The sequence below is a fragment of the Pseudobacillus sp. FSL P4-0506 genome (assembly GCF_038003025.1).
Taxonomy (GTDB): Bacteria; Bacillota; Bacilli; order Bacillales; family Domibacillaceae; genus Pseudobacillus.
Window position 1 is genome coordinate 1,626,587 of record NZ_JBBOOI010000001.1, and the last position, 21,965, is coordinate 1,648,551.

General features: G+C 42.7%; 20 protein-coding genes. 15 read left to right on the top strand and 5 right to left on the bottom strand.

The window, feature by feature from the left end; genetic code table 11:
- Positions 1 to 291 precede the first annotated feature (291 nt).
- The 7 genes from MKZ02_RS07990 to MKZ02_RS08020 are packed head-to-tail and all read left to right on the top strand — an operon-like array spanning position 292 to position 8,095.
- Complete coding sequence (locus tag MKZ02_RS07990; RefSeq protein WP_406909365.1) at positions 292 to 1,368, top strand: putative 2-aminoethylphosphonate ABC transporter substrate-binding protein; 1,077 nt, start codon at positions 292 to 294, stop codon at positions 1,366 to 1,368.
- Positions 1,369 to 1,390: 22 nt separating this feature from the next.
- Positions 1,391 to 2,407, top strand: coding sequence for an ABC transporter ATP-binding protein (locus MKZ02_RS07995; RefSeq protein ID WP_340852903.1), 1,017 nt, complete (start codon positions 1,391 to 1,393; stop codon positions 2,405 to 2,407).
- Positions 2,408 to 4,165, top strand: coding sequence for a putative 2-aminoethylphosphonate ABC transporter permease subunit (locus MKZ02_RS08000; RefSeq protein WP_340852905.1), 1,758 nt, complete (start codon positions 2,408 to 2,410; stop codon positions 4,163 to 4,165).
- A gap of 10 nt (positions 4,166 to 4,175) precedes the next feature.
- Entirely contained in the window at positions 4,176 to 4,979 is an 804-nt protein-coding gene (gene phnX / locus MKZ02_RS08005; protein WP_120033773.1) for a phosphonoacetaldehyde hydrolase, read from the top strand.
- 15 nt (positions 4,980 to 4,994) lie between these two features.
- Positions 4,995 to 6,092 (top strand): 2-aminoethylphosphonate--pyruvate transaminase, encoded by a 1,098-nt coding sequence (gene phnW, locus MKZ02_RS08010; RefSeq protein ID WP_340852907.1) that lies wholly within the window; start codon positions 4,995 to 4,997, stop codon positions 6,090 to 6,092.
- The gene (locus tag MKZ02_RS08015; protein ID WP_340852909.1) at positions 6,089 to 7,279 is read left to right on the top strand and encodes a saccharopine dehydrogenase family protein; all 1,191 of its coding nucleotides are present in this window, start codon (positions 6,089 to 6,091) and stop codon (positions 7,277 to 7,279) included. The genes phnW and MKZ02_RS08015 overlap by 4 nt, the downstream gene beginning before the upstream one ends.
- A gap of 30 nt (positions 7,280 to 7,309) precedes the next feature.
- Positions 7,310 to 8,095, top strand: coding sequence for a DeoR/GlpR family DNA-binding transcription regulator (locus MKZ02_RS08020; protein WP_120033769.1), 786 nt, complete (start codon positions 7,310 to 7,312; stop codon positions 8,093 to 8,095).
- 191 nt (positions 8,096 to 8,286) lie between these two features.
- Here MKZ02_RS08020 and MKZ02_RS08025 read toward each other — a convergent pair whose 3' ends face one another.
- Both MKZ02_RS08025 and MKZ02_RS08030 read right to left on the bottom strand, forming a co-directional pair.
- A complete protein-coding gene (locus MKZ02_RS08025; RefSeq protein WP_340852913.1) occupies positions 8,287 to 8,736 on the bottom strand; it encodes a universal stress protein in 450 nt (149 codons plus the stop codon).
- Between the two features lie 80 nt (positions 8,737 to 8,816).
- On the bottom strand, positions 8,817 to 9,911 hold the full coding sequence (locus tag MKZ02_RS08030) for a M24 family metallopeptidase (protein ID WP_340852915.1): 1,095 nt from the start codon (positions 9,909 to 9,911) through the stop codon (positions 8,817 to 8,819).
- 143 nt (positions 9,912 to 10,054) lie between these two features.
- Here MKZ02_RS08030 and MKZ02_RS08035 point away from each other — a divergent pair, with 143 nt between their 5' ends.
- Together MKZ02_RS08035 and MKZ02_RS08040 are read left to right on the top strand one after the other, a co-directional pair.
- A complete protein-coding gene (locus tag MKZ02_RS08035) occupies positions 10,055 to 10,735 on the top strand; it encodes a metal-dependent hydrolase (RefSeq protein WP_120033763.1) in 681 nt (226 codons plus the stop codon).
- A 114-nt stretch (positions 10,736 to 10,849) separates the two neighbouring features.
- Positions 10,850 to 12,163 (top strand): DRTGG domain-containing protein, encoded by a 1,314-nt coding sequence (locus tag MKZ02_RS08040; protein WP_120033761.1) that lies wholly within the window; start codon positions 10,850 to 10,852, stop codon positions 12,161 to 12,163.
- 148 nt (positions 12,164 to 12,311) lie between these two features.
- Here the strand turns inward: MKZ02_RS08040 and MKZ02_RS08045 are convergent, their stop codons facing one another.
- Entirely contained in the window at positions 12,312 to 12,617 is a 306-nt protein-coding gene (locus tag MKZ02_RS08045) for a YtpI family protein (protein ID WP_120033757.1), read from the bottom strand.
- Between the two features lie 96 nt (positions 12,618 to 12,713).
- Between MKZ02_RS08045 and MKZ02_RS08050 the strand changes: the two genes are divergently transcribed.
- Positions 12,714 to 13,652 (top strand): DHH family phosphoesterase, encoded by a 939-nt coding sequence (locus MKZ02_RS08050; RefSeq protein ID WP_340852920.1) that lies wholly within the window; start codon positions 12,714 to 12,716, stop codon positions 13,650 to 13,652.
- On the opposite strand, the gene ytrI is transcribed toward MKZ02_RS08050, so the two are convergent.
- Positions 13,649 to 14,158: a sporulation membrane protein YtrI gene (ytrI, locus tag MKZ02_RS08055; protein ID WP_120033755.1), complete on the bottom strand. Its 510-nt coding sequence runs from the start codon at positions 14,156 to 14,158 to the stop codon at positions 13,649 to 13,651. The two genes, MKZ02_RS08050 and ytrI, sit on opposite strands and share 4 nt — an antisense overlap.
- Positions 14,155 to 14,490, bottom strand: coding sequence for a YtrH family sporulation protein (locus MKZ02_RS08060; protein ID WP_120033753.1), 336 nt, complete (start codon positions 14,488 to 14,490; stop codon positions 14,155 to 14,157). The genes ytrI and MKZ02_RS08060 overlap by 4 nt, the downstream gene beginning before the upstream one ends.
- Before the next feature lie 147 nt (positions 14,491 to 14,637).
- Here MKZ02_RS08060 and dnaE point away from each other — a divergent pair, with 147 nt between their 5' ends.
- From dnaE to accA, 5 genes are all read left to right on the top strand, one after another.
- Entirely contained in the window at positions 14,638 to 17,991 is a 3,354-nt protein-coding gene (gene dnaE / locus MKZ02_RS08065) for a DNA polymerase III subunit alpha (protein ID WP_340852922.1), read from the top strand.
- 106 nt (positions 17,992 to 18,097) lie between these two features.
- Positions 18,098 to 19,336: an NAD(P)-dependent malic enzyme gene (locus MKZ02_RS08070; RefSeq protein WP_120033750.1), complete on the top strand. Its 1,239-nt coding sequence runs from the start codon at positions 18,098 to 18,100 to the stop codon at positions 19,334 to 19,336.
- A gap of 4 nt (positions 19,337 to 19,340) precedes the next feature.
- Positions 19,341 to 19,949: a FadR/GntR family transcriptional regulator gene (locus MKZ02_RS08075; RefSeq protein ID WP_340852924.1), complete on the top strand. Its 609-nt coding sequence runs from the start codon at positions 19,341 to 19,343 to the stop codon at positions 19,947 to 19,949.
- A gap of 76 nt (positions 19,950 to 20,025) precedes the next feature.
- Positions 20,026 to 20,898, top strand: a complete 873-nt coding sequence (accD, locus tag MKZ02_RS08080; RefSeq protein WP_120033745.1) for an acetyl-CoA carboxylase, carboxyltransferase subunit beta — start codon at positions 20,026 to 20,028, stop codon at positions 20,896 to 20,898.
- On the top strand, positions 20,895 to 21,845 hold the full coding sequence (gene accA, locus MKZ02_RS08085) for an acetyl-CoA carboxylase carboxyl transferase subunit alpha (RefSeq protein WP_120033743.1): 951 nt from the start codon (positions 20,895 to 20,897) through the stop codon (positions 21,843 to 21,845). Before accD ends, accA begins: the two co-directional genes overlap by 4 nt.
- The last annotated feature ends 120 nt before the right edge of the window (positions 21,846 to 21,965 follow it).

Sequence of the window (21,965 nt, forward strand, 5' to 3'; positions counted from 1 at the left end):
CTCTGAATGTTACACTCCTTCCGCTCTCTCCAATTTATTTTCTTCTATCTATCCCCTTCATGTGAAAAAGCCAAGTTATTTTTGTGGGAGTTTATGCCGTATGTTAAGCCAATGTAAAGAATATAGAGCGGAAATTGTGGTATTCGTTTGCTTTTAAGTTAAAAACACATAATTCAACGGTTTCCCATAAAAAACAAACGATTAACAATTTACCTAATCGGTTTTTACTTTTCTTTTTTATAGTGAATGTATAGAGAAACAACCAATTAAAAAGGGGAGAGAAACTTGAAGGTGAAAAAGCAAAGATTAGCTGCTCTAGCGGCCATATTCAGTTTAGCCTTAATGACAGGATGCTCAAGCAAAGAAGGAAAAACTGCTGCAGAGACTGGCGGTGAAAAGCTGGAGGGAGAACTAACCATCTATACAGCGATTGAGGAGGAGCTGGTTCCTGTCTATCTTGAATCATTTGAGAAGAAGTATCCGGAAGTAGACATCAATATTGTCCGTGATTCAACTGGGGTCATCACAGCGAAGCTTCTAGCAGAAGGGAAAAACACTCCTGCTGACGTTGTTTGGGGAACAGCAGCTTCCAGTTTGCTGATGCTTGATGAAAAGAATATGCTTGAGGGCTATTCACCTGAAGGAGTGGACAGAGTACAACCCCTATTTAAAGATTCAAACCAACCGGAGAAGTGGGTAGGAAATACAGCATTCATGACGGGGATTGCTGTGAATAAAAAAGAACTAGAGAAGAAAAACATTCCAATGCCTAAATCATATGAAGATCTGGTAAAACCCGAATATAAAGAAATGATCGTCATGCCGCATCCTGCATCCTCAGGAACCGGATTTTTAACGGTTTCTGCTTGGCTGCAAATGATGGGGGAGGAAAAAGGATGGGCCTATATGAAGAAATTGCATAAAAATATAGCGACGTATACTCATTCTGGATCAAAACCGGCCAAGCTTGCCTCAGCAGGGGAGTATCCGATTGGTATTTCCATGGTTTACAGCAGCGTAAAAGAGAAACAAAAAGGCTCACCAGTTGCTGTTATTTTGCCAAAGGAAGGATTGGGCTGGGAAGTGGAAGCCAATGCCTTAATTAAGAAGGATGAAAAGGAAAATGAAGAGATTGCTAAAGCATTTTTAGATTGGGCCATTTCTGATGAAGCCATGAAGGAATATTTTGAAGCCAATGGATTTGCCACGATTAAAAATAATTTCACAACACCAGACGGGTTTCCTAAAGGTGTATCCGATCAATTATTTACTGAAAATAATTTGAAATGGGCGGCAGAAAACCGGGAGACTATTTTAGAAAAATGGGAAAATGAATTCGGCCAAAAGGCAGAAGCAAAAGAAGAATAAGATAGAAAGGACGGCGAACGCTATGAAGGATTATTTAAGAATTGACCACGTTAAAAAAACGTTTGGAGAGCTTACTACGTTAAATAATCTCTCTTTTAATGTGTCTCAAGGAGAGTTCCTTTGTTTATTGGGGCCTAGTGGCTGCGGCAAGACAACATTGCTTCGTATTATTGCCGGATTGGAAAAACCATCCTCTGGGAGAGTCTTTATTAAAGGAAAAGATATGACTGCTGTTCCGCCGGCAAAAAGGAATGTCGGGGTGGTTTTCCAATCGTATGCCCTCTTTCCGAATTTGACTGCTTTAAAAAATGTTGAATTTGGTTTGAAAGCTAAAAAGATTCCGAGGCCTGAAGTGAGAGAGAAGGCGCTTGAAGCTTTGGAGATGGTTGGGTTGCTAGATAGCAAAGATCGCTATCCTGCACAGTTATCAGGAGGACAGCAACAACGGGTAGCACTTGCCCGCGCACTCGCCCTGTCACCGGACTTTCTTTTGCTTGATGAGCCGTTATCTGCCCTAGATGCGAAGGTGCGGGAAAAACTCAGATTTGAAATTCGTTCCCTGCAAGAAAAACTTGGTATTACGACGATTATGGTAACTCATGATCAGGAGGAAGCTTTAACCATGGCAGATAAGATAATCGTCATGAAAAGCGCAGAGATTATGCAGATAGGGACCCCTCAAGAAATTTATCAAATGCCAGCTAATCCATTTGTAGCTGATTTTATTGGAGCGATGAACTTTATCCATGCTCATCAGGATACAGAGAATGGACAGATGCTCGCCATCCGCCCAGAAGAGATCATGTTAACCGATGAAGCAGGTATCTGTGCCATTGTAGAAAAACTTGAGTTTAGAGGCCCGATATACAGAGGATTAGTCAGACTTGAAGACGTCGATTCACCATTACATAAGAGGCTGTTGCTGATTGATATAGCTACAAATATCGTTCAGCAGCGAAAAATCAAAAAAGGCAGCCTGCTCACCTTGTCTTTAGGTGAAAAGCAGATGCTGTCATATCGGGAGAAAGTGGGCGTTTAAATGGAGTGGTTAGAAAAAAGTGGAACAGCTGCTGCGCTTAAGAGAATAAAACGAGAAAGCGGGAAAAATGACTGGCTGCAGCGATTGCTCCTTCTCGGATTAATCGGCACTTTTATGCTTCTTCTTGTTCTTCCGCTCTGCCAGTTATTTATTCATGCATTTTATCGGAAAGATGGCTCATTTGCCGGCTTAGAAAATTTCATTCAGTATTTTTCCTCACCGGCACTTGTTCAGTCATTAAAGCATACGGTTTTTATATCTGGCGCTACCACTTTCATCTCAGTTTCCCTGGCGTTTGTTTACGCCTATGCACTCGTTCGGTCAGCAATTCCCGGAAAGGGATTCTTTAAGTCTGCAGCACTTCTTCCGTTGTTTGCCCCAACCATGATGCACGGAATCGCCCTTGTCTATTTGTTTGGCAATCAAGGGCTGCTCACCAATGGATTTTTGGGGATTTTTCCGGGAGTATCACTGGAGTTATATGGCCCGATAGGTATTATCATAGCGGAAGTTATCTATACTTTCCCGCAGGCACTGTTAATTTTATTGGTCGCCTTTCAAGGAACAGATTATCAGATGTATGAAGCGGCTGATATTCTCCAGGCAGGAAAGCTTAAAAAGTTTTGGATAATCACGATGCCAGGGGTGAAATATGGATTGATCAGTGCGTCATTTGTTGTTTTCACTTTAAGTTTTACAGATTTTGGCGCACCCAAAATCGTCGGAGGACAATATAATGTGTTGGCAACAGACGTATACAAGCAAGTGATCGGGCAGCAAAACATAGCCATGGGGGCTGCTGTTGGCATGATTCTTATGCTTCCTGCTATTTTTGCTTTTGTTATCGATAGACTCACACAGCAAAAACACGCTTCATTCATTTCAGCTAAATCGAAGCCATTTCAAATCAAAAAAGGAAGATTACGAGATACATTGTTGTTCCTGTTTTGTTCAGCTATTACAGGAGCCATTTTGTTTATGATATTGGCCGTTTTAATTGCTGCTTTTACAAAAGTGTGGCCATATGATTTAAGCTTTACCCTTGAACACCTCGGGTTTTCCAGTTATACAGGCAACGGAATAGAGGCATTTACAAACAGCTTGATCGTAGCTGGAATTACAGCAATTATCGGAACTTGTTTGACCTTTTTATTCGCCTACGCAATAGAGAAGATCCGCGGGCTATCTCATTTGAGAAAAGTGGGCTATTTTCTATCAGTCATCCCATTGGCTGTGCCAGGCCTTGTAATTGGTCTTGGATATATATTTTTCTTCAGCCAGCCAGACATTCAGATTTTTTCATGGAAGTTGGCCAACCCTTTTCATTTCTTATATGGAACAGTAGCGATAGTCGTTATGGCGAATATTATCCATTTCTATTCCGTTGCTTTTGTTACGGCGACGACAGCGTTAAAAAAGTTAGACAAAGAATATGAAGTTGTTTCCGAATCCATGGGGATTCCCCTTTACAAAACCTTTTTCACTGTAACGGTTCCTATGTGCTTGCCAGCTATTCTGGAAATGGCCATGTACTTCTTTGTCAATTCCATGGTTACCGTTTCTGCGGTCATGTTTTTGTACTCGCCGGACTTCAAGTTGGCGGCTATCTCAATTGTAAACATGGATGATGCTGGAAACTTGGCTGCGGCGGCTGCCATGAGTTCACTTATTTTATTAGCGAATATTATTGTGAAAATTTTGCATGAAGGAATAACAAAAACGATGCGCCTGTGGGTAATCCGTTGGCAGCAAAGGTAGGAGAGACAAGATGAAAACAAAAATTAAAGGAATCATTTTCGATTGGGCAGGAACAACAATAGACTACGGGTGCTTTGCACCTGTGCAAGTATTCATCCGCATTTTTAAGGAGAAAGGCATTGATATTACGATTGAAGAGGCTCGCAAGCCGATGGGGCTTTTGAAAATAGATCACATTCGCGTACTCACTGAAATGCCGCGTATCAAGGAGCTATGGCACACCATTCATGGACGCGATCCAGAAGAAAACGATATTAAAGAGATGTACGACCGATTTGAAGAAGAATTGTTTGCGATTCTTCCTGATTACGCTACACCAGTTCCCGGCTGTTTAGAACTCATGGAGAAACTCCGTCACCGGGGGATCAAGATCGGCTCGACAACAGGTTACACAGCAGAAATGATGAAAGTTGTTGCCTTCCAAGCAGAGAAACAAGGCTATGCTCCTGATTATCTCATTACATCCGATGGAGTGCCTGCAGGGCGCCCTTATCCATGGATGTGTTATCTAAATGCCATACACTTAGGGATTTATCCAATGAATTCTATGATTAAGGTAGGAGACACGATTTCAGACATACAAGAGGGAAAAAACGCTGGAATGTGGACAGTAGGGGTTATTTTAGGAGGCAGTGAACTCGGTCTTTCAGAAGAGGAAGTAAAATCGATGGAGATCAACGAGTTAGACAGAAGAATACAAGCAGTAAGGGAACGCTTTATTGAAGCGGGAGCCGATTTCACTATTTTAGAGCTGGATGACTTGGAAAAGGTAATTGATAAAATCGAATTCGAGCAATCTATAACTGTTTCATAAAGGAGAGATGTTCATATGGAAAACAAACATTATTTACTATTAACGCCTGGACCGCTTACTACTACTGAAACAGTGAAAGCCGTAATGATGAGGGACTGGTGTACATGGGATAAAGAGTATAATGATCTCGTTCAGGAAGTTCGTCAAAAGCTTGTAGCATTGGCTGTAACAAATACGGATGACTATACAGCGGTTCTTATGCAGGGAAGCGGAACATTTACTGTAGAAGCCACGATAGGATCAGTTGTTCAATCATCCGGTAAACTATTAGTTTGTGTAAATGGAGCTTACGGAGACAGGATTGTCAAAATTGCCAGGATTCTCGGTATCCCAACTGTTATATGCAGGACTGAGGAAAATAAACCGATAGAAATTGAACAACTGGAAAATGTCTTAGCTGCCAACAAAGACATTACTCATGTGGCAGCCGTTCACTGTGAAACGACTACGGGAATATTAAATCCCGTACGGGCCATTGCTGAAACAGCCAAAAAGTATGGCAAACGAACAATCATTGATGCGATGAGCAGTTTTGGCGGAGTTGAAATAGATATGGAAAGCTGGCAAATTGATTTTCTAATCAGCAGTGCCAACAAATGCATTCAAGGAGTGCCTGGGTTTGGTTTTGTTATTGCTAATCGTGCGGAACTCCAGAAATGCAAGGGACAGGCACGTTCCCTGTCGCTCGATCTGTATGATCAGTGGCAAACAATGGAACAGTTTAACGGAAAATGGAGATTCACTTCTCCCACCCATGTAGTAAGAGCGTTTTATCAAGCGTTGCTCGAGCTTGAAGAAGAGGGTGGTGTCGGGGCGAGACAAACACGCTATGAGCAGAATCAGACCTTATTAGTGCAACGGATGAAGGAAGCTGGCTTTCAGCCTTTTATTAAAGAAGAATACCATTCACCCATTATCACGTCATTTTGTTTTCCGAACGAAGAGTTTGACTTTACATCGTTTTATAACTATTTAAAAGAACAAGGGTTTGTGATTTATCCAGGAAAGGTTTCTCAAATAGATACTTTTCGAATTGGCAATATTGGTAATGTGCATGCCGCTGATATTTTGGCCTTAACAAAAGCTGTTGAAAGAAGGGCGGTTTGTCTATGAAGGTATTCTGCTTAGGAGGAGCCGGGAAAATTTGCCGCGAAGCGATTTTAGATCTCGTTCAGTACTCTAAATTCGAAAAAATTACAGTAGCTGATTTCAATGAACAAGAAGGACAAGCGGTTGTAAAGTGGTTGAATGACCCAAGAATAGACTTTGTCCAAGTGGACGTGACCAACGTAGACGAAACTGTGGAAAAAATGAAGGGATACGATATCGTTTTAGATGGAACGACGATTAAGCTGAATGGTTTGTCTTCCGAATGTATTGCGAAAGCAGGATGTCATGGCGTTAACTTAAATGGATTTGGCGAAGAATCAAAGTGGAACAATCTATTTGTGAAAAATAGAAAAACACTTCTCCCGGGTTTCGGCATGACCCCAGGATTAACGCAAATGATGGCGATGCATGCGGCCAATCAATTAGATACCGTTGAAAGTGTACGGGTAAGCCATGGTTCTTTCCGGCCGATTGCTTTCTCAGCTTCCATTGCTGAAACAACTACTTACGAATACGACCCGAACTTGCCGACAAGAGTGGTATTTGAAAACGGAGAAATGAAGCAAGTGCCACCCTTTGCTCGGCCGCGAAAAGTCAAGCTGCCGGACCCTTATGGAGAAACGATTCAATATATTATTCCACATGCTGAAACGATCACCCTCGCTCAAGCACTGAAGGATAAAGGGGTTAAATTAATTGAAACCCGGGGAGCATGGCCTGAAAAGAACATGAGTCTAGTAAAATCGTTATTTGATTATGGAATGTTGAAGAATACACAGATTACTGTAAACGGTCAAGAGATTGGAATTATGGATTGTATATCCCAGTATTTATTGGCATCTGACGAAGGGCAGACAACAGAATTATATGGATATGCCCTTCATGTAGAGGTGGAGGGAACAAAGCAAGGAAAACAGATGCGGCATACATTGTATCATACACATCCTGCTTCGGATGGATCTGTGCCTGGTTGGGAGAGGTTAAGGGCTTATACTCGAAATGTAGCAATCCCTTTTGCTATCGCAGCTAGTTTAATTGCCAAAGGGCATGTAAAAAAGCAGGGGATAATCACGCCAGAAGAAGCGTTTGCTAATCCGTCTATCATCTTTGAAGAGCTAAAAAAAAGAGAGATTTTTATCCATGAAAAGGTAAGTGTTATAGAAAAAGAAGTTGCCCTGCCGCACATTTAACAAAAAGAGACTGGCATTGGAGGTGCAGCAGTGTCCGTTATAAGTGAAGAGAGAAAGCGGATCATCGTAGAAAAAGTGGAAGTGAAGGGAAAAGTGAAGGTAGCAGACTTAGCGAATGAGTTTGCTGTATCTACAGAAACGATCCGCCGCTATTTAGAAGAATTGGATAGAGAGCGGAAGCTGAAGAAGGTATACGGGGGAGCTGTTAAGTCGGCGAACTCCCCATTAGTGGAGCCTTCGATGATAGAGAGGAAAATTTGGAACATAGAACAGAAAAAAAGAATTGCTTACAAGGCTGCTGCCTTTATACGCGATGGAGATGTGCTGATGATTGACGAGGGAAGCACTACGTTGCAACTGATTCCTTATATGCTCCATTACAAAAACTTAACTGTAATTACAAATTCTTTTGCACTAGCTAATCAACTGATTTCAGCAATCAATAAAAAGTTTTTTGAGGGGGAAGTGATATTTATTGGGGGAAAGGTTAGTTCTCAGCACTATCGGGTAGCTGGCCCAATGTCCCAGCAAATTATGAACCAACTTCATTTTGAAAAGGCATTTATTTCAGTAGACGGCATATTGCCAAAGTTTGGACTCTCGTGCTATGAATTAGAGAATGCTACGTTGTCAGAGCAAATGATTAAGCAAGCGAGCCAGACATTCGTACTGGCCGATCACTCGAAGCTAGACAAAAAAGCTACTTATCAAATTACTAATTTAAACAAAGTGGATTATATTTTTTCTGATGCATCTTATCCGGATGGGTGGGGAGAACAGCTAGCCAAAGACAAAGTGAGTTGGATAAAATGCTGAAAAATGAACGACTGCTCCGAATCGGCTGCTAAAAGTAGTTAGGAAATAGCCATTAGAAAAGAAGATGTAAGAAAAATAGTTAGTGATCAAAAAAAGGGAAAATGTACCGTGAATTCTATAGAAGAGATTATATGAAAGCTGCTTACAAGCCAGAAAGACCGAAGCATCCTTATGCTTCGGTCTTTCTTCTATTACTCGCCTTTATCTGTGCGGACAACAAGTACATCACAATTAGAAGAACGAGTAATGTGTTCGGAAACACTTCCAATGAGGAAGCGTTCCATGGCATTCAAGCCGGTTGCTCCACATACAATTAAGTCTGCTTTTACTTGCTTTGCTGCTTCTTTAGGAATGATAACTTTAGGCGAGCCGTATTCAACATAAGTGTTGACGGTTCCGACACCTGCCGATTCAGCTGACGATTTGTACTCTTTTAGCAAATCACTGCCATAAGTAGTAGCCCGTTCGGCGATGGAGCGGTCATATGCTTCAATGGCTGCAAATGAGCGTGTGTCGATTACATGTACAAGGTTGAGTACCGCATCATTGCGTTTAGCGATTTCGATTGATTTTCGAAATGCCCACTCCGCTTCCTTCGACCCGTCAACCGCCACAAGGATGCTTTCATACTTCATGCTCATTATACATTCCTCCTTTTCTTTTATTCTACATGAAAAGGAGAAAGATGACAGCTGAGATGTATCCAAAAATATGAAAATTCTTAAACAAATGTTAATTGTTTAGGGAAGGCGGTCAAAATTTCAACGCCGTCCGCTGTAACGTATACATCATCTTCAATGCGCACACCGGCCACATCCGGCACGTAAATCCCTGGCTCAATTGTGAATACCATGCCTTCTTGTAAAAGCAGCTCATTTGTTTCAGTGATGCTTGGGTATTCATGAACACTGATTCCAAGACCGTGTCCGAGCCGGTGTGGGAAAAAGTCGCCGTATCCTGCGTCTGCAATCACCTTTCTTGCAGTCAGGTCAATCTCTTTAGCAGTCATTCCAGGCTTTACAGCTGCCACAGCTGCCTGTTGAGCCTGTAACACCGTTTCATAAATTTCACGTTGTTTGTCTGAGATTTCTCCAAAAGCGACCGTACGCGTAATATCAGAGCAATAGCCCTCATATACAACCCCGAGATCGAATAAAACGAGATCCCCTTTCTTCACTTTTGTGTTTCCAGGTGTCCCGTGTGGAGAAGCGCCATTCTTACCGGTCAATACCATCGTAGAAAAAGACATTTCAGCAATGCCTTGTTTTTTCATTTCGAATTCAACCTCAGCGAGAATTTCTAACTCCGATTTGCCTTCACGAATGGCTTCTGCTCCGGTTTTTACAGCTAAATCTGCATACTCTGCAGCTTTTCTTAAAGAGGCAAGTTCTTTTTTGTCTTTTATCAATCGAAGCTGCTGCATTTTCTCCTCGGCGGCAACGAACGCGGCACCCGGAAAACGGCTGGAAAGCTCCTCGTAGCGTTCAACATTTAAATGTTGTTTTTCAACGGCTATTCGATTGATGCGACCGGACCGTTTTTTTACACGGGTTTCGATCATTTCCCAGGGATTTTCGATATCTGTATGGCCGACAATTTCAAATGCCCAGCCGCTGTTTTTAGCATCGGATGCATCTAATTTTGGACAAATGAGAAAAGGCTCAGATTCAGGGAAGATGGCTACGCCAAGCAGACGTTCGTGCGGATCGCTTCTGAAACCAGTTAAATAAAAGACATTCTCAGGAGCAGTGATAAAGGCCAAGGAAATGTCTTTTTCTTTCAGCCACTCCATTAATTTTGTTAGTCGATTGTTCATGTTGTTTCCTCCTTAGACAATGCATTTACCAGTTAAAAGCGTATCAATAAATGATGAGTAAGTAAATAAGTAGACATGCAGGGGAATTTATTGTTTCATCGAATAGTAGGAGTGGAAATCATTTTAAGAAAGGGGTTTTACCTATGAAAGTATCCTATCATGGACATTCAATTGTAAAAGTAGAAACGAACGGCCAGACAATTTTAATCGATCCGTTTATCTCAGGGAATGACTTAACCGATCTGCAAGTGGAAAATGAACAGCCGGATGTCATCATTTTGACGCATGGTCATGGTGATCATGTGGGTGACACAGTAGAACTTGCGAAAAAAAATAATTCTCTCGTTATTGCTGTAAATGAGCTGGCTACTTATCTCAGTCACCAAGGAGTTAATACTCACCCTATGCATATCGGTGGAAGTCGTGAGTTTGAATTTGGCCGCGTAAAATTTACTCAGGCATTTCACGGTTCGGGAATTGAACAAGAAGACGGGACCTTCCTTTATATGGGCATGCCGGCGGGCGTTTTATTAATGATTGAAGGAAAAACAATCTACCATGCGGGAGATACGGGGATCTTTTCCGATATGAAATTAATTGGTGAATTGCACCCGATTGACCTGGCATTTCTCCCGATTGGTGATAATTTTACAATGGGACCAGATGATGCAGCGCTTGCGGCTAAATTTTTACAAGCAAAGCAAGTCGTTCCTATTCATTTCAATACTTTCCCGCCGATCAAACAGGACCCTCATGCATTTATTGAGAAGCTAGAAACGAAAAATGGACAAGTGTTAGAACCTGGACAAGCTATCGAATTGTAACAGGATTCAGGCTGCGAGAAGAACCTTGCAGCCTTTTCTGAATTGAATTGAATCGCTGTGCTTTTCAAAGTATAATAACTGTATTAGCGAGTCTGAAAGGGACAGGTGAAACAGTTGATTACAAAACACGAACAGATTCTACAATACATAGAGGGGCTGCCGATAGGGGAGAAAATTTCTGTCCGGCAAATTGCTAAAGCGCTCTCAGTCAGTGAGGGAACGGCTTATAGAGCCATAAAAGATGCGGAAACTAAGGGGTTTGTCTCAGCAATCGAGCGAGTTGGCACCATCCGGATAGAGCAAAAGAAAAAAGAAAATATTGAAAAACTGACCTTCGCTGAAGTAGTGAATATTATTGATGGGCAAGTACTAGGAGGCCGGGCTGGCCTGCATAAAACGCTAAACCGTTTCGTGATCGGCGCCATGAAACTAGAGGCCATGATGAGATATACTGGGCCTGATAATTTATTGATTGTCGGCAACCGGACGAAAGCACATGAACTGGCCCTGCAAGCAGGAGCAGGCGTGTTGATCACGGGAGGATTTCAGGCGGATGACCATGTAACAAAACTTGCAGATGAATTAGAGTTGCCGGTCATTACCACAACATATGACACTTTTACAGTGGCGACCATGATCAATCGTGCCATTTATGATCAGTTGATCAAAAAGGAAATCGTGCTTGTCGGTGATATTTTTACGCCATTTGACCAGACAGTTTCACTCACTATCGGTGATAAAGTTAGCCATTGGATTGACAAAAATCGATTGACGCTCCACAGTCGCTTTCCTGTTCTTGATCGCCATTTAAAAGTACAAGGAATTGTGACAGCGAAAGATATCATGGGAGCAGAACAGGAGACGCCTATTGAGAAAGTCATGACAAAGCAGCCGATCACCGTCACCATGAAAACGAGTGTAGCTGCTGCTGCTCATATGATGATCTGGGAAGGGATTGAGCTTTTGCCGGTCGTCGATGATCAGAGTCGTATCCAGGGAATTGTCAGTCGTCAAGATGTATTGAAAACATTACAAATGGCCCAGCGACAACCGCAAATGGGTGAAACGCTTGATGATACGATTACAAACCAGATTGATCTTTCGGGCGATAAGTCCGAAGAAACTTATACATTTGAAGTGACGCCCCAAATGACCAATCAGCTGGGAGCTATTTCTTATGGAGTATTTACAACGATTGTTACAGAAGCAGCAAGGCGCTCGCTGCGGGCTAAGAAAAAGGGCGACATTGTCGTAGAGAACATTACTATCTATTTCTCAAAGCCCGTACAAATGGAAAGCTTGTTGGAAATCCATCCAAATGTACTTGAAGTCGGCCGGAAATTTGGAAAAGTGGACGTGGAAGTATACAACGGAGGCATGCTCGTCGGAAAAGCCCTCATGATGTGCCAAATCCTAGATAGGCAATAAAGAAAAGCGAAGCCGACTGCTATGTCCCGTCAAGCACAAGACGAGCCGTTTGGAAGGTTGTTCTGTAACCTTCCCGGCGGATGGGATGTGACAAATAAATAAAGAGGATGTCCCAAAGATTTTTTTAGGTCATCCTCCTTTTAGGTCATTATTGATTTTTTAATTCTTCAGCTTCTCTTTGGGCGTAAGGAAGAACATGACGGTAAGCTTTATACCCTGCCCATAAGCTAGAAAAACCGATAAGCAAAAACAGAGCAGCAATCACATAAGATATAGTCGTCTGCTGGATAAATAATGTATTCAAACCAAAGAAGCCGACAAATAGGCCAAGCGCCATGCTGGATTTAGCAGATAGCCATTTTTTCTCCATGGGACGTCTGCTTCTAACGTATTGGACCTTATAAAAAATGTAAAAAGCGAACGATAAAACAATAATAAATGCTAAAACGGGCATAAGTTTTCCTCCATTTATTTGTTCAGACATCTTCATTTTAACGAGAACAAGAAGGAAATTCTACTAAAAAAACGGAATGTCACAAAGGAGACAGGAATGAAAAGTCAAATTATCCAAAAAATTAAAGAATATGATACGATTATTATTCATCGTCATGTACGTCCCGATCCAGATGCCTACGGATCGCAGGGGGGGCTGGCAGAAATGATCCTCGCTTCTTTTCCCCATAAGAAGGTATACACGGTTGGAAAGGAAGAGCCGACACTTGCTTATTTGCGCAAGCTCGATGTCATCGCGGATGAAGTATATGAGGGAGCGCTCGTGATTGTATGTGATACAGCCAATCAGGAGAGAATTTGTGACCGCCGTTATCGTCTTGGAAAAGAGTGGATCAAAATTGACCATCATCCAAACGAGGACCCGTATGGCGATCTTCTGTGGGTAGATACCTCTGCCAGCTCGGTGAGTGAAATGATTTATGATTTATATAAAAGCGGCAAAGAGGAAGGACTAAGCTTGAATGATGAGGCAGCCCGGCTATTGTTTGCTGGCATTGTCGGTGACACCGGACGCTTTCTGTATCCTAGTACAACGAGACGTACCATGGTGTTTGCAGGAGAGCTTCTTCAGTTTGATTTTGATCGTGACGAGCTGTTTAACCGGATGTATGAGACGGATGAGAAAGTATTGAAATTGCAAGGGTATATCCTGCAAACATTCAATCTATCAGCAAGTGGAGCGGCTTCTGTCGTTTTAAGAAAGGAGCTTCTTGAGGAGTTTCAAGTAGCCCCTTCAGAAGCCTCCTTGCTTGTCAGCACACTCGGCAATGTAAAAGGGATCAAGGCTTGGGTTTTTTTCATCGAAGAAGAAGATCAAATCCGTGTCCGTCTTCGCTCTAAAAAACCTGTAATTAATGAGATTGCGAAAAGGTATAAAGGAGGCGGCCATCCACTCGCTGCCGGGGCTTCCGTTTATTCCTGGGAAGAGGCAGAAAACGTAGCGGCTGATCTTGAGAAGCTTTGCCGGGAGGCTTAACCGCCTTCTAAATCCATCTCGAGCTGAATATGGATAGTGGTATAAAAATACCACTCTTTTACATGAAGGGAATAACTTCGTTTATTGATTTTTAGTGTTTTGTTTTCAATTGTCTGTCGAATCAGTTCTTTATGAGAATAAACTGTTTCGAGGTCCTTCGCATATAAAACAGATAGATCTTTTTTTAGCTGTTCCTTTGCATTGAAAATGCTTTGGGAGTCATCAATGCCATACTTTTTATAATTGAGAATATCAATTTCAATTTCCTGCACAATCAGCTTGTGCAGGTTTTTTTTATTAAGTTCTTTATACTCCTCCTGCCAAACTTCTAGCTGGACCTTTAATTCATCAATCGTTTTCTTTTGCTTTTCCAGTAAAGCAGCTTGCCTTTCCTGGGAAGCTCCAAACATATAAAGAAAGAGCACCCAGCTAAGGCAGAAGCCGATCGCTGCCCCGGCCAGCAGCCGCTGCAAGCTCTTTTGCTTATGCAAAGTTGGCACTCTCATGGCGAAATATGCTCCCCAGTCAGCCATACGATAATAGCCGTTCCGGTAGCTGTTCCGCCCATTGCCGACAAAATGAGCAAGAATTGTTTAAATAAATCTTTTGTTTCACCATTTAAAAAGCCTCGTTCAAAGCTATAAACGGTATCAAAGGTTCCTCCGATGGCAGCGATAATTGCCCAAATTCGCAAGCCTTCACTAATTTGTGAAATGCCCGTAAAAAGCGGTCTTCCGGTTGCAAACGATGCTAGTCCCCCGATTAGCGAGCCGCCGAGTAAAACGCCAAATGCGATAAAGTAACATTTAAATAATTCATCAAAAAAGGTTTCTGCCATACGCCCTCCATAATAGCTTGTCTTTCTATTTATATATGTAAAGAAAGAGTCTCCTATGAAAGCAGAACATATTTTCTTTTTTATGGCGGCCGTCTTATAATGAAGAAAGAGGCTAGGGACGAAAAGTGTCAAGGAAGGATGAGAAGGATGTTCACACATCTGCAAGTTCAAACAGGCTACAGCCTATTGTCTAGCTCCATAGCTATTGACAAGTTGACTGTCAAGGCAAAAGAGCTGGGCTATGACGCACTCGCCATCACAGACCGCAATGTTATGTACGGGGCGGTTCCTTTTTACAAATCATGCAGGCGGGCTGGAATCAAGCCGATTATCGGCTTAATTGCCGATGTTGAAAGCAGCCTGGAGGAGGGACGTTCTTATCCGCTTGTACTGCTGGCGAAAAACAATATAGGTTACCATCATCTATTGAAGATTTCCAGTGCCATTCAAACAAGAGCTAAAGAAGGCATTCCATTAAAGTGGCTCAAAGGTTATTCAGCTGGTTTATTTGCCTTTACTCCAGGGGTAGAAGGAGAGGTGGAGCAATGGCTCTTAATCGATCCTGCACAAGCGAAGAAGGCAGCTAAATTGTTAGAACAGCAATTTGATCCAGGCCATTTTTTCTTATCGGTTGCACGTCACGGGAGAAAGAATGAGGAAACAATTATCCAAGAAATGAGAGAATTAAGTCATTCCCTTTCAATTCCGCTACTTGTGTCTAATCGAGTTACTTATTTAAATGAAGAAGAAGCATTTGCCGTTCAATGCTTAGAAGCGATCAGGGATGGAGTGAAGCTGGCAGATAAACAGATAGATGATAATAATCAAGCGTACCTTTCTTCCAAAGAGAAGATGGCTCAGTTATTCGCAGACTTGCCGGATGCTCTGGCACAAACGGTAAAAATCGCAAATGAGTGCAAAGTGGATATTCCACTCGGACGACGTCTGCTTCCTAAGTATCCGCTGCCGGAGGGCCAATCTGCTTCTCAATATTTAGAACAGCTTTGCCATAAAGGGCTGGAGGAAATAGGAGCTTCCGGGAAGCCATCTTATGCAGAGCGGCTTTCTTATGAACTTGAAACAATTAAAAAGATGGGATTTTGTGATTATTTTCTAATTGTCTGGGACTTTATGAAATTCGCAAAAGACAATCATATTTTGACAGGGCCGGGAAGAGGATCGGCCGCTGGCTCGCTCGTAGCTTATGTGCTCGGCATTACAACAGTCGATCCGCTTGAACATGGGTTGTTATTTGAGAGGTTCCTTAATCCAGAGCGCGTAACCATGCCGGATATCGACCTTGATTTTCCCGATCACCGACGGGATGAGGTCATTCGTTACGTTGCTGATAAATATGGGACGCTTCATGCGGCACAAATTATTACGTTTGGCACATTGTCGGCAAAGGCAGTTATCCGCGATATAGCCCGAGTGTTCGGTTTGTCCTCAAAGGAACTTGAACAGCTTTCCAAAATCATCCCATCACGGCCAGGGGTGACACTTAAGCAGCAGTATGCGGACTCTGACCGTTTTCGTGAGTGGGTGCACCAAACGGGAGAGCACGAAAAAATCTATCAGACGGCTTTGACACTTGAGGGGCTACCGCGCCATACATCCACACACGCCGCCGGAATGGTTATCACGGAAGAGCCTTTAACGGAACTCGTTGCTGTGCAAGAGGGACATGATCATGTGCTTCTGACCCAATTTCCAATGGATGCCCTCGAAGAACTTGGTTTGTTAAAAATTGATTTACTCGGTCTGCGCAATTTGACCATTCTGGAAAGAATGATTGATTCCATTTATTATGTTGAAGGAAAAAGGCTAGATTTGCAGAATATACCTTTACAGAATAAAGAAACGTTTCAATTGCTCGGAGAAGGAAAGACAACAGGGATTTTTCAATTGGAATCAGCGGGAATGCGAAACGTACTGATGAAGTTGCAGCCGAACCGTTTTGAGGATATTGTGGCAGTTAATGCGCTTTACCGGCCAGGTCCGATGGAAAGTATCCCTCGTTATATAGAGCGCAAGCATGGACGACAGCCGGTCCATTATCCCCACCCTGACTTAAAGGACATTTTAGAGCCGACGTATGGTGTACTTATTTATCAAGAGCAAATCATGCAGATTGCCTCAAAATTCGCTGGTTTTTCTCTAGGGGAAGCGGACTTATTGAGAAGGGCAGTCAGCAAAAAGAAAAAGGACGTGCTTGACAGCGAAAGCCATCATTTTATAGAAGGAGCAGTGAAGAGGGGCTACAGCAAAGAAGCAGCAGAAGCAATCTACCATCTAATCGTTCAGTTTGCGAATTATGGATTCAACCGAAGCCATGCGGTAGCCTATAGCTTTATTTCCTACGGAATGGCGTATATAAAAGCTCACTATCCAACCATCTTTATGGCTGCGTTGTTAAGCTCCGCTGTCGGCAATGAAGAGAAAGTGAGACAATATGTAGCAGAAGCGAAGGAGATGGGAATTTCTTTACTGCCGCCGTCTATTAATCACAGTTTTTATCCTTTTAAAGCTGAAGGAAACAGCATCCGCTTTAGCCTTGCAGCTATCAAAGGCATTGGGGCAAGTGTACTGAAAACAATTATAAATGCCCGGGAAAAAGGACCCTTTACGGACTTGTTTGATTTTTGTCTGCGTGTCCCTATTCATGCAGTGAATCGTAAGGCGCTAGAAGCCCTCTTATTTGCAGGTGCATTTGATGAGTTTAATGAAGATCGAGCTGTCCTTCTGGCCACACTTGACGTGGCGATTGAACATGCTCAGTTGATTCAGCCAATGGATAGTCCAAGCGTGGAGGACTTATTTATAGGAGATGATTTCTTCCCAAAACCAAAATATGCACAGGCAGAGCCAATGAGCATGGAAGATAAACTTCAATTTGAAAAGGAAGTCATCGGCTTCTACTTGTCTGCTCATCCAATAGAACAGTATAAGCAGCTTTTTGAGCAAGAGGGAGCTCTTCCAATTGTTCGATTGTCTGCTGGCAGCCGCAGTGTGTCTGTCGGTGTTTTTGTAAACGAAGTAAAAGTCATCCGCACGAAAAAGGGAGAAAATATGGCATTTGTTCATTGCTCAGATAACAGCGGTGAAATAGAAGGTGTCTTATTCCCAACTTCATATAGAAGGTATTCCACTCTTCTAGAAAAAGGTGCTATTCTTTATCTATCAGGAAATGCGGAAGAACGAAACGGCCGTAAACAATTGATAGTGAATCAGGTGTACAGCTTAGAAGAGGTGGAAGAGTGGCAGGTAGAAAGAGAAAAAACGCTGTACATAAAAATACCAGAGGTACCGGATGAACATTTAATTCTTGAGGATATTCACCGGCTGATCAGCTTTTCCAAAGGAAATGTGCCTGTTGTTCTTCATTATGAAAAGAACCGGCAAACGGTTAAGCTTCATGGAAGAAGCGCCGTTAAGCCGGCAGAATCGCTGCTGGAGGAATTAAGAAAGCTCGTCGGCAGCGAGAATGTAGTACTTAAATAATTCTTTACTTTACAACTGATCGCTGATAGTTTATTGTGTGTAATAGACAAAAACGTGGTCTGACCACTGAGAGCGGTTAGAATTGCCGAAATAGGGAGAGAAAAAGATGTCACTTAGAGAAGAAGCATTACATATGCATAAGGTTAATAGAGGAAAGTTGTCTACTGGCATTAAAACAAAAGTGAAAAATGCAAGAGATTTAAGCCTGGCCTATTCACCGGGTGTCGCAGAGCCATGTAAGGAAATCTATGAAAAGCCTGAAACAGTGTTTGATTATACCATTAAAGGGAACACGGTAGCGGTCGTTTCTAACGGAACCGCCGTTCTTGGGCTTGGAAATATTGGGGCAGAGGCAGCGATGCCTGTTATGGAAGGGAAAGCAGTGTTATTTAAAAGTTTTGCTGGCGTAGATGCGTTTCCAATCTGCTTAAATACAGAAGATCCAGAGAAGATCATAGAAACTGTAAAGCTGATGGAGCCAACATTCGGAGGAGTCAATTTAGAAGATATTGCAGCTCCTCATTGCTTTGAAATTGAGGAACGCCTTAAGAAGGAAACGAACATTCCCATCTTCCACGATGATCAGCATGGAACGGCTATCGTCACAGTGGCAGGTCTGTTGAATGCTCTAAAATTAACGGGAAGAAAGTTCAAAGACATTAAAGTAGTGGCCAATGGTGCTGGAGCAGCTGGCATTGCTATCATCAAGCTGCTTACAAGCTATGGAGTGCGTGATGTCATTATGTGTGACTCTCGTGGGGCTATTTATGAAGGGCGTCAAGAAGGAATGAACCCTGTGAAAGAAGAAGTGGCCAAGTATACGAATGTTCACCGTCAGGAAGGTTCACTTAAGGACGTCATTAAGGGGGCGGATGTGTTTATTGGTGTATCTGTTGCCGGCGCCCTCACAAAAGAAATGATTCAAACAATGAATCCAGAACCTATTATTTTTGCGATGGCAAATCCGGTACCGGAAGTCATGCCGGAAGAGGCAAAAATGGCAGGAGCCCGTGTGATTGGAACTGGGCGTTCAGACTTCCCGAATCAAGTAAATAATGTTCTCGCTTTTCCGGGAATTTTCCGTGGTGCACTTGATGTACGCGCGACGCACATCAATGAACAAATGAAGCAGGCAGCTGTAGAGGCTATTGCGGGACTGATTGAGGATCACGAACTAAATGCTGACTACGTGATACCAGGTCCGTTTGATCCGCGTGTAGCTCCAGCGGTAGCATCGGCAGTGGCAAAGGCAGCAATGGAAACGGGTGTAGCCCGCTTGAAAGCTGATCCTGAGGAAATTCGCCAACGTACGATGCAGTTGTCTCTTATCGGAAAAGGTGAATAAAGCTGTGGAAAATGAACGACCGCAATCAAAGTTTGCGGAAGTGGTAGACAAAATCCGTGAGATGATCGCAGCAGACGGCTTGACTCCGGGGGACAAGATGCCATCTGAGAGGGAGCTGTCTGAGCGGCTGTCTGCTGCCCGGTCCTCTGTTAGAGAGGCATTGCGGGCTCTGGAACTACTTGGATTGATTGAAACAAGACGAGGAGAGGGAACATTTCTTCGTGATTTCAGCGATCATCAGCTCGTTCAATTGCTAAGCACATTTATTTTGCAAAGAGAACAGACTCAAAAAGATGTTCGGCTAACGAAAGAGATTATGGAAATCGGCTGTTTATCCTCTGTTGTCTTACTTCCACATTTAGAGGAATTAATGTCAGAGCTTGCTGAAAGAATAAAAGACGAATCGTTTACGGAGCAGAGCTTTTTTGCTTTCTTAATGGATATAAGCGGTAATTCGCTTTTAAAAAAGATCTGGTTGATCGTATCTGATTATGCCGCGGCAATTCACAAAGAGGATAGACTATTAACGAATAAAGAGGCTTTTATCCATTTGATTTCTATAGTGAAGACTAGAAACATAAAAGATGTTATTGACGCTTACAAACAGCTTTAGGCTGTTCTGTTTTTTGCTGTCCGTCTCATAAAGTCAGATAACTAGGTTCAAGCTTTTTACAGGGAGAGGATGCAACTTGATTAAAGATTTATTTAACAAACAAAAACCAAAAAAAAGAAAGTATGCGACGATACCTACAGAAGCTAGTAAGCAAGACGTACCTGAAGGCATTATGCAAAAATGCCCTAACTGCAAAAAGATCATGTATACAAAAGAACTAAAGAAAAATTTAAGTGTTTGCTTGCAGTGTGGCCATCATCATGGAATGACGGCAATTGAACGTTGTAATTCTTTTATTGATGAGGGAACATTCGAGGAATTCGACGCCGGACTTTCTTCAACAAATCCGCTGAATTTCCCGGGGTATCTGGAAAAGCTGGAGGCAGACCGGCAAAAAACAAAAATGAATGAAGCTGTTTTAACCGGCATTGGCCGGGTGGAAGGCTTTGAAGCCGTTGTTGCCATTATGGATGCTAATTTCCGGATGGGAAGTATGGGATCAGTGGTTGGCGAAAAGATTACGAGAGCAATTGAGGAAGCAGGACGCCGGGGAGTACCGTTTATTATTTTCACTGCCTCAGGTGGAGCCAGAATGCAAGAGGGTGTGCTTTCGTTAATGCAAATGGCGAAAACAAGTGTAGCTTTAAAACGTTTTAGCGAAAATGGCGGGTTGATTATTTCCATTATGACGCATCCTACCACTGGCGGCGTATCCGCAAGTTTTGCTTCCCTTGGAGACTATAATTTCGCAGAACCAGGCGCATTGATTGGATTTGCAGGCAGGCGGATTATTGAGCAGACGATCCACGAAAAGCTGCCGGAAGATTTCCAGACAGCCGAATTTTTATTAAAGCATGGCCAGCTGGATGCAGTACTTCATCGTCATGAAATCAAGGAAAAGATCGCCTTTTTACTGGACATACATCAACCGGGTGGTGAATTGGCATGATTGGTTTAGAATTTGAAAAACCAGTGATGGAACTAAAAGGAAAGATTGCTGAATTAAAAGAGTTTACTTCAACTTCGGATGTTGATTTGACGGAAGAGATTGAAAAGCTGGAACAACGCTTGAAAAAGCTTGAGAAAGATATTTATGAAAGCATGACACCATGGGACCGTGTACAAATGGCCCGGCATCCGGAACGGCCGACAACGCTGGATTATATTAGCTATTTATTTACCGATTTTATGGAGCTTCATGGCGATCGATTGTTTGGCGATGATGGAGCGATTGTCGGTGGAGTAGCTAAATATCACGGCCTACCAGTAACTGTTATCGGTCATCAGCGAGGACGGGACACGAAGGAAAATATTAAGCGGACATTTGGCATGCCGCACCCGGAAGGATATCGAAAGGCACTTCGTCTAATGAACCAGGCAGTAAAATTTAAGCGCCCGATTATTTGTCTGATCGATACGAAAGGTGCTTACCCAGGGAAGGCCGCTGAAGAACGAGGACAGAGCGAAGCAATTGCGAAAAACTTGTTTGAAATGGCTGGCATGGAAGTGCCTATTATCTGTATTGTTATCGGCGAAGGCGGAAGCGGAGGAGCCCTTGGTCTAGGCATCGGCGATAAATTATTTATGATGGAAAATTCCACTTACTCTGTTATTTCCCCAGAAGGGGCTGCGGCTCTGCTTTGGAAAGATGCCTCTCAGGCAAAAAGGGCTGCAGAAACAATGAAGATCACAGCAGGAGATTTAAAAGACTTAGGAGTCATTGATGCCATTGTCCCTGAAGTGAGCGGAGGAGCCCATCGAAATGTTGCCCAACAAGCAGCATTAATTGATCAAACGCTGAAGCCGGCTCTTGAAGAGCTTCTTCATTTATCGATTCCGGAATTATTGGACAATCGTTATATGAAATATAAACAGATCGGAGAGTACACACTCTGATTGTTTCGTGCAAATAGACAGCGGGAAAAGAAGAACGTGCAGCGAAAGGCAAAAGCACGTTCTTTTTTAAATGTTTATAAAATATAGCCCTATCTAATTGATCATGGAACTCCATAAACA

Bases quoted from the DNA above. Each gene is read 5' to 3' on its own strand.
- MKZ02_RS08035 (WP_120033763.1), top strand. From the start codon at position 10,055: ATGAAAGTATCCTATCATGGACATTCAATTGTAAAAGTAGAAACGAAC.
- MKZ02_RS08070 (WP_120033750.1), top strand. From the start codon at position 18,098: ATGTCACTTAGAGAAGAAGCATTACATATGCATAAGGTTAATAGAGGA.
- ytrI (WP_120033755.1), bottom strand. From the start codon at position 14,158: ATGAGAGTGCCAACTTTGCATAAGCAAAAGAGCTTGCAGCGGCTGCTG.
- dnaE (WP_340852922.1), top strand. From the start codon at position 14,638: ATGTTCACACATCTGCAAGTTCAAACAGGCTACAGCCTATTGTCTAGC.
- MKZ02_RS08015 (WP_340852909.1), top strand. From the start codon at position 6,089: ATGAAGGTATTCTGCTTAGGAGGAGCCGGGAAAATTTGCCGCGAAGCG.
- accA (WP_120033743.1), top strand. From the start codon at position 20,895: ATGATTGGTTTAGAATTTGAAAAACCAGTGATGGAACTAAAAGGAAAG.
- MKZ02_RS07995 (WP_340852903.1), top strand. From the start codon at position 1,391: ATGAAGGATTATTTAAGAATTGACCACGTTAAAAAAACGTTTGGAGAG.
- MKZ02_RS08000 (WP_340852905.1), top strand. From the start codon at position 2,408: ATGGAGTGGTTAGAAAAAAGTGGAACAGCTGCTGCGCTTAAGAGAATA.
- MKZ02_RS08050 (WP_340852920.1), top strand. From the start codon at position 12,714: ATGAAAAGTCAAATTATCCAAAAAATTAAAGAATATGATACGATTATT.
- phnX (WP_120033773.1), top strand. From the start codon at position 4,176: ATGAAAACAAAAATTAAAGGAATCATTTTCGATTGGGCAGGAACAACA.
- phnW (WP_340852907.1), top strand. From the start codon at position 4,995: ATGGAAAACAAACATTATTTACTATTAACGCCTGGACCGCTTACTACT.
- MKZ02_RS08060 (WP_120033753.1), bottom strand. From the start codon at position 14,490: ATGGCAGAAACCTTTTTTGATGAATTATTTAAATGTTACTTTATCGCA.
- MKZ02_RS08025 (WP_340852913.1), bottom strand. From the start codon at position 8,736: ATGAGCATGAAGTATGAAAGCATCCTTGTGGCGGTTGACGGGTCGAAG.
- MKZ02_RS08030 (WP_340852915.1), bottom strand. From the start codon at position 9,911: ATGAACAATCGACTAACAAAATTAATGGAGTGGCTGAAAGAAAAAGAC.
- MKZ02_RS08045 (WP_120033757.1), bottom strand. From the start codon at position 12,617: ATGCCCGTTTTAGCATTTATTATTGTTTTATCGTTCGCTTTTTACATT.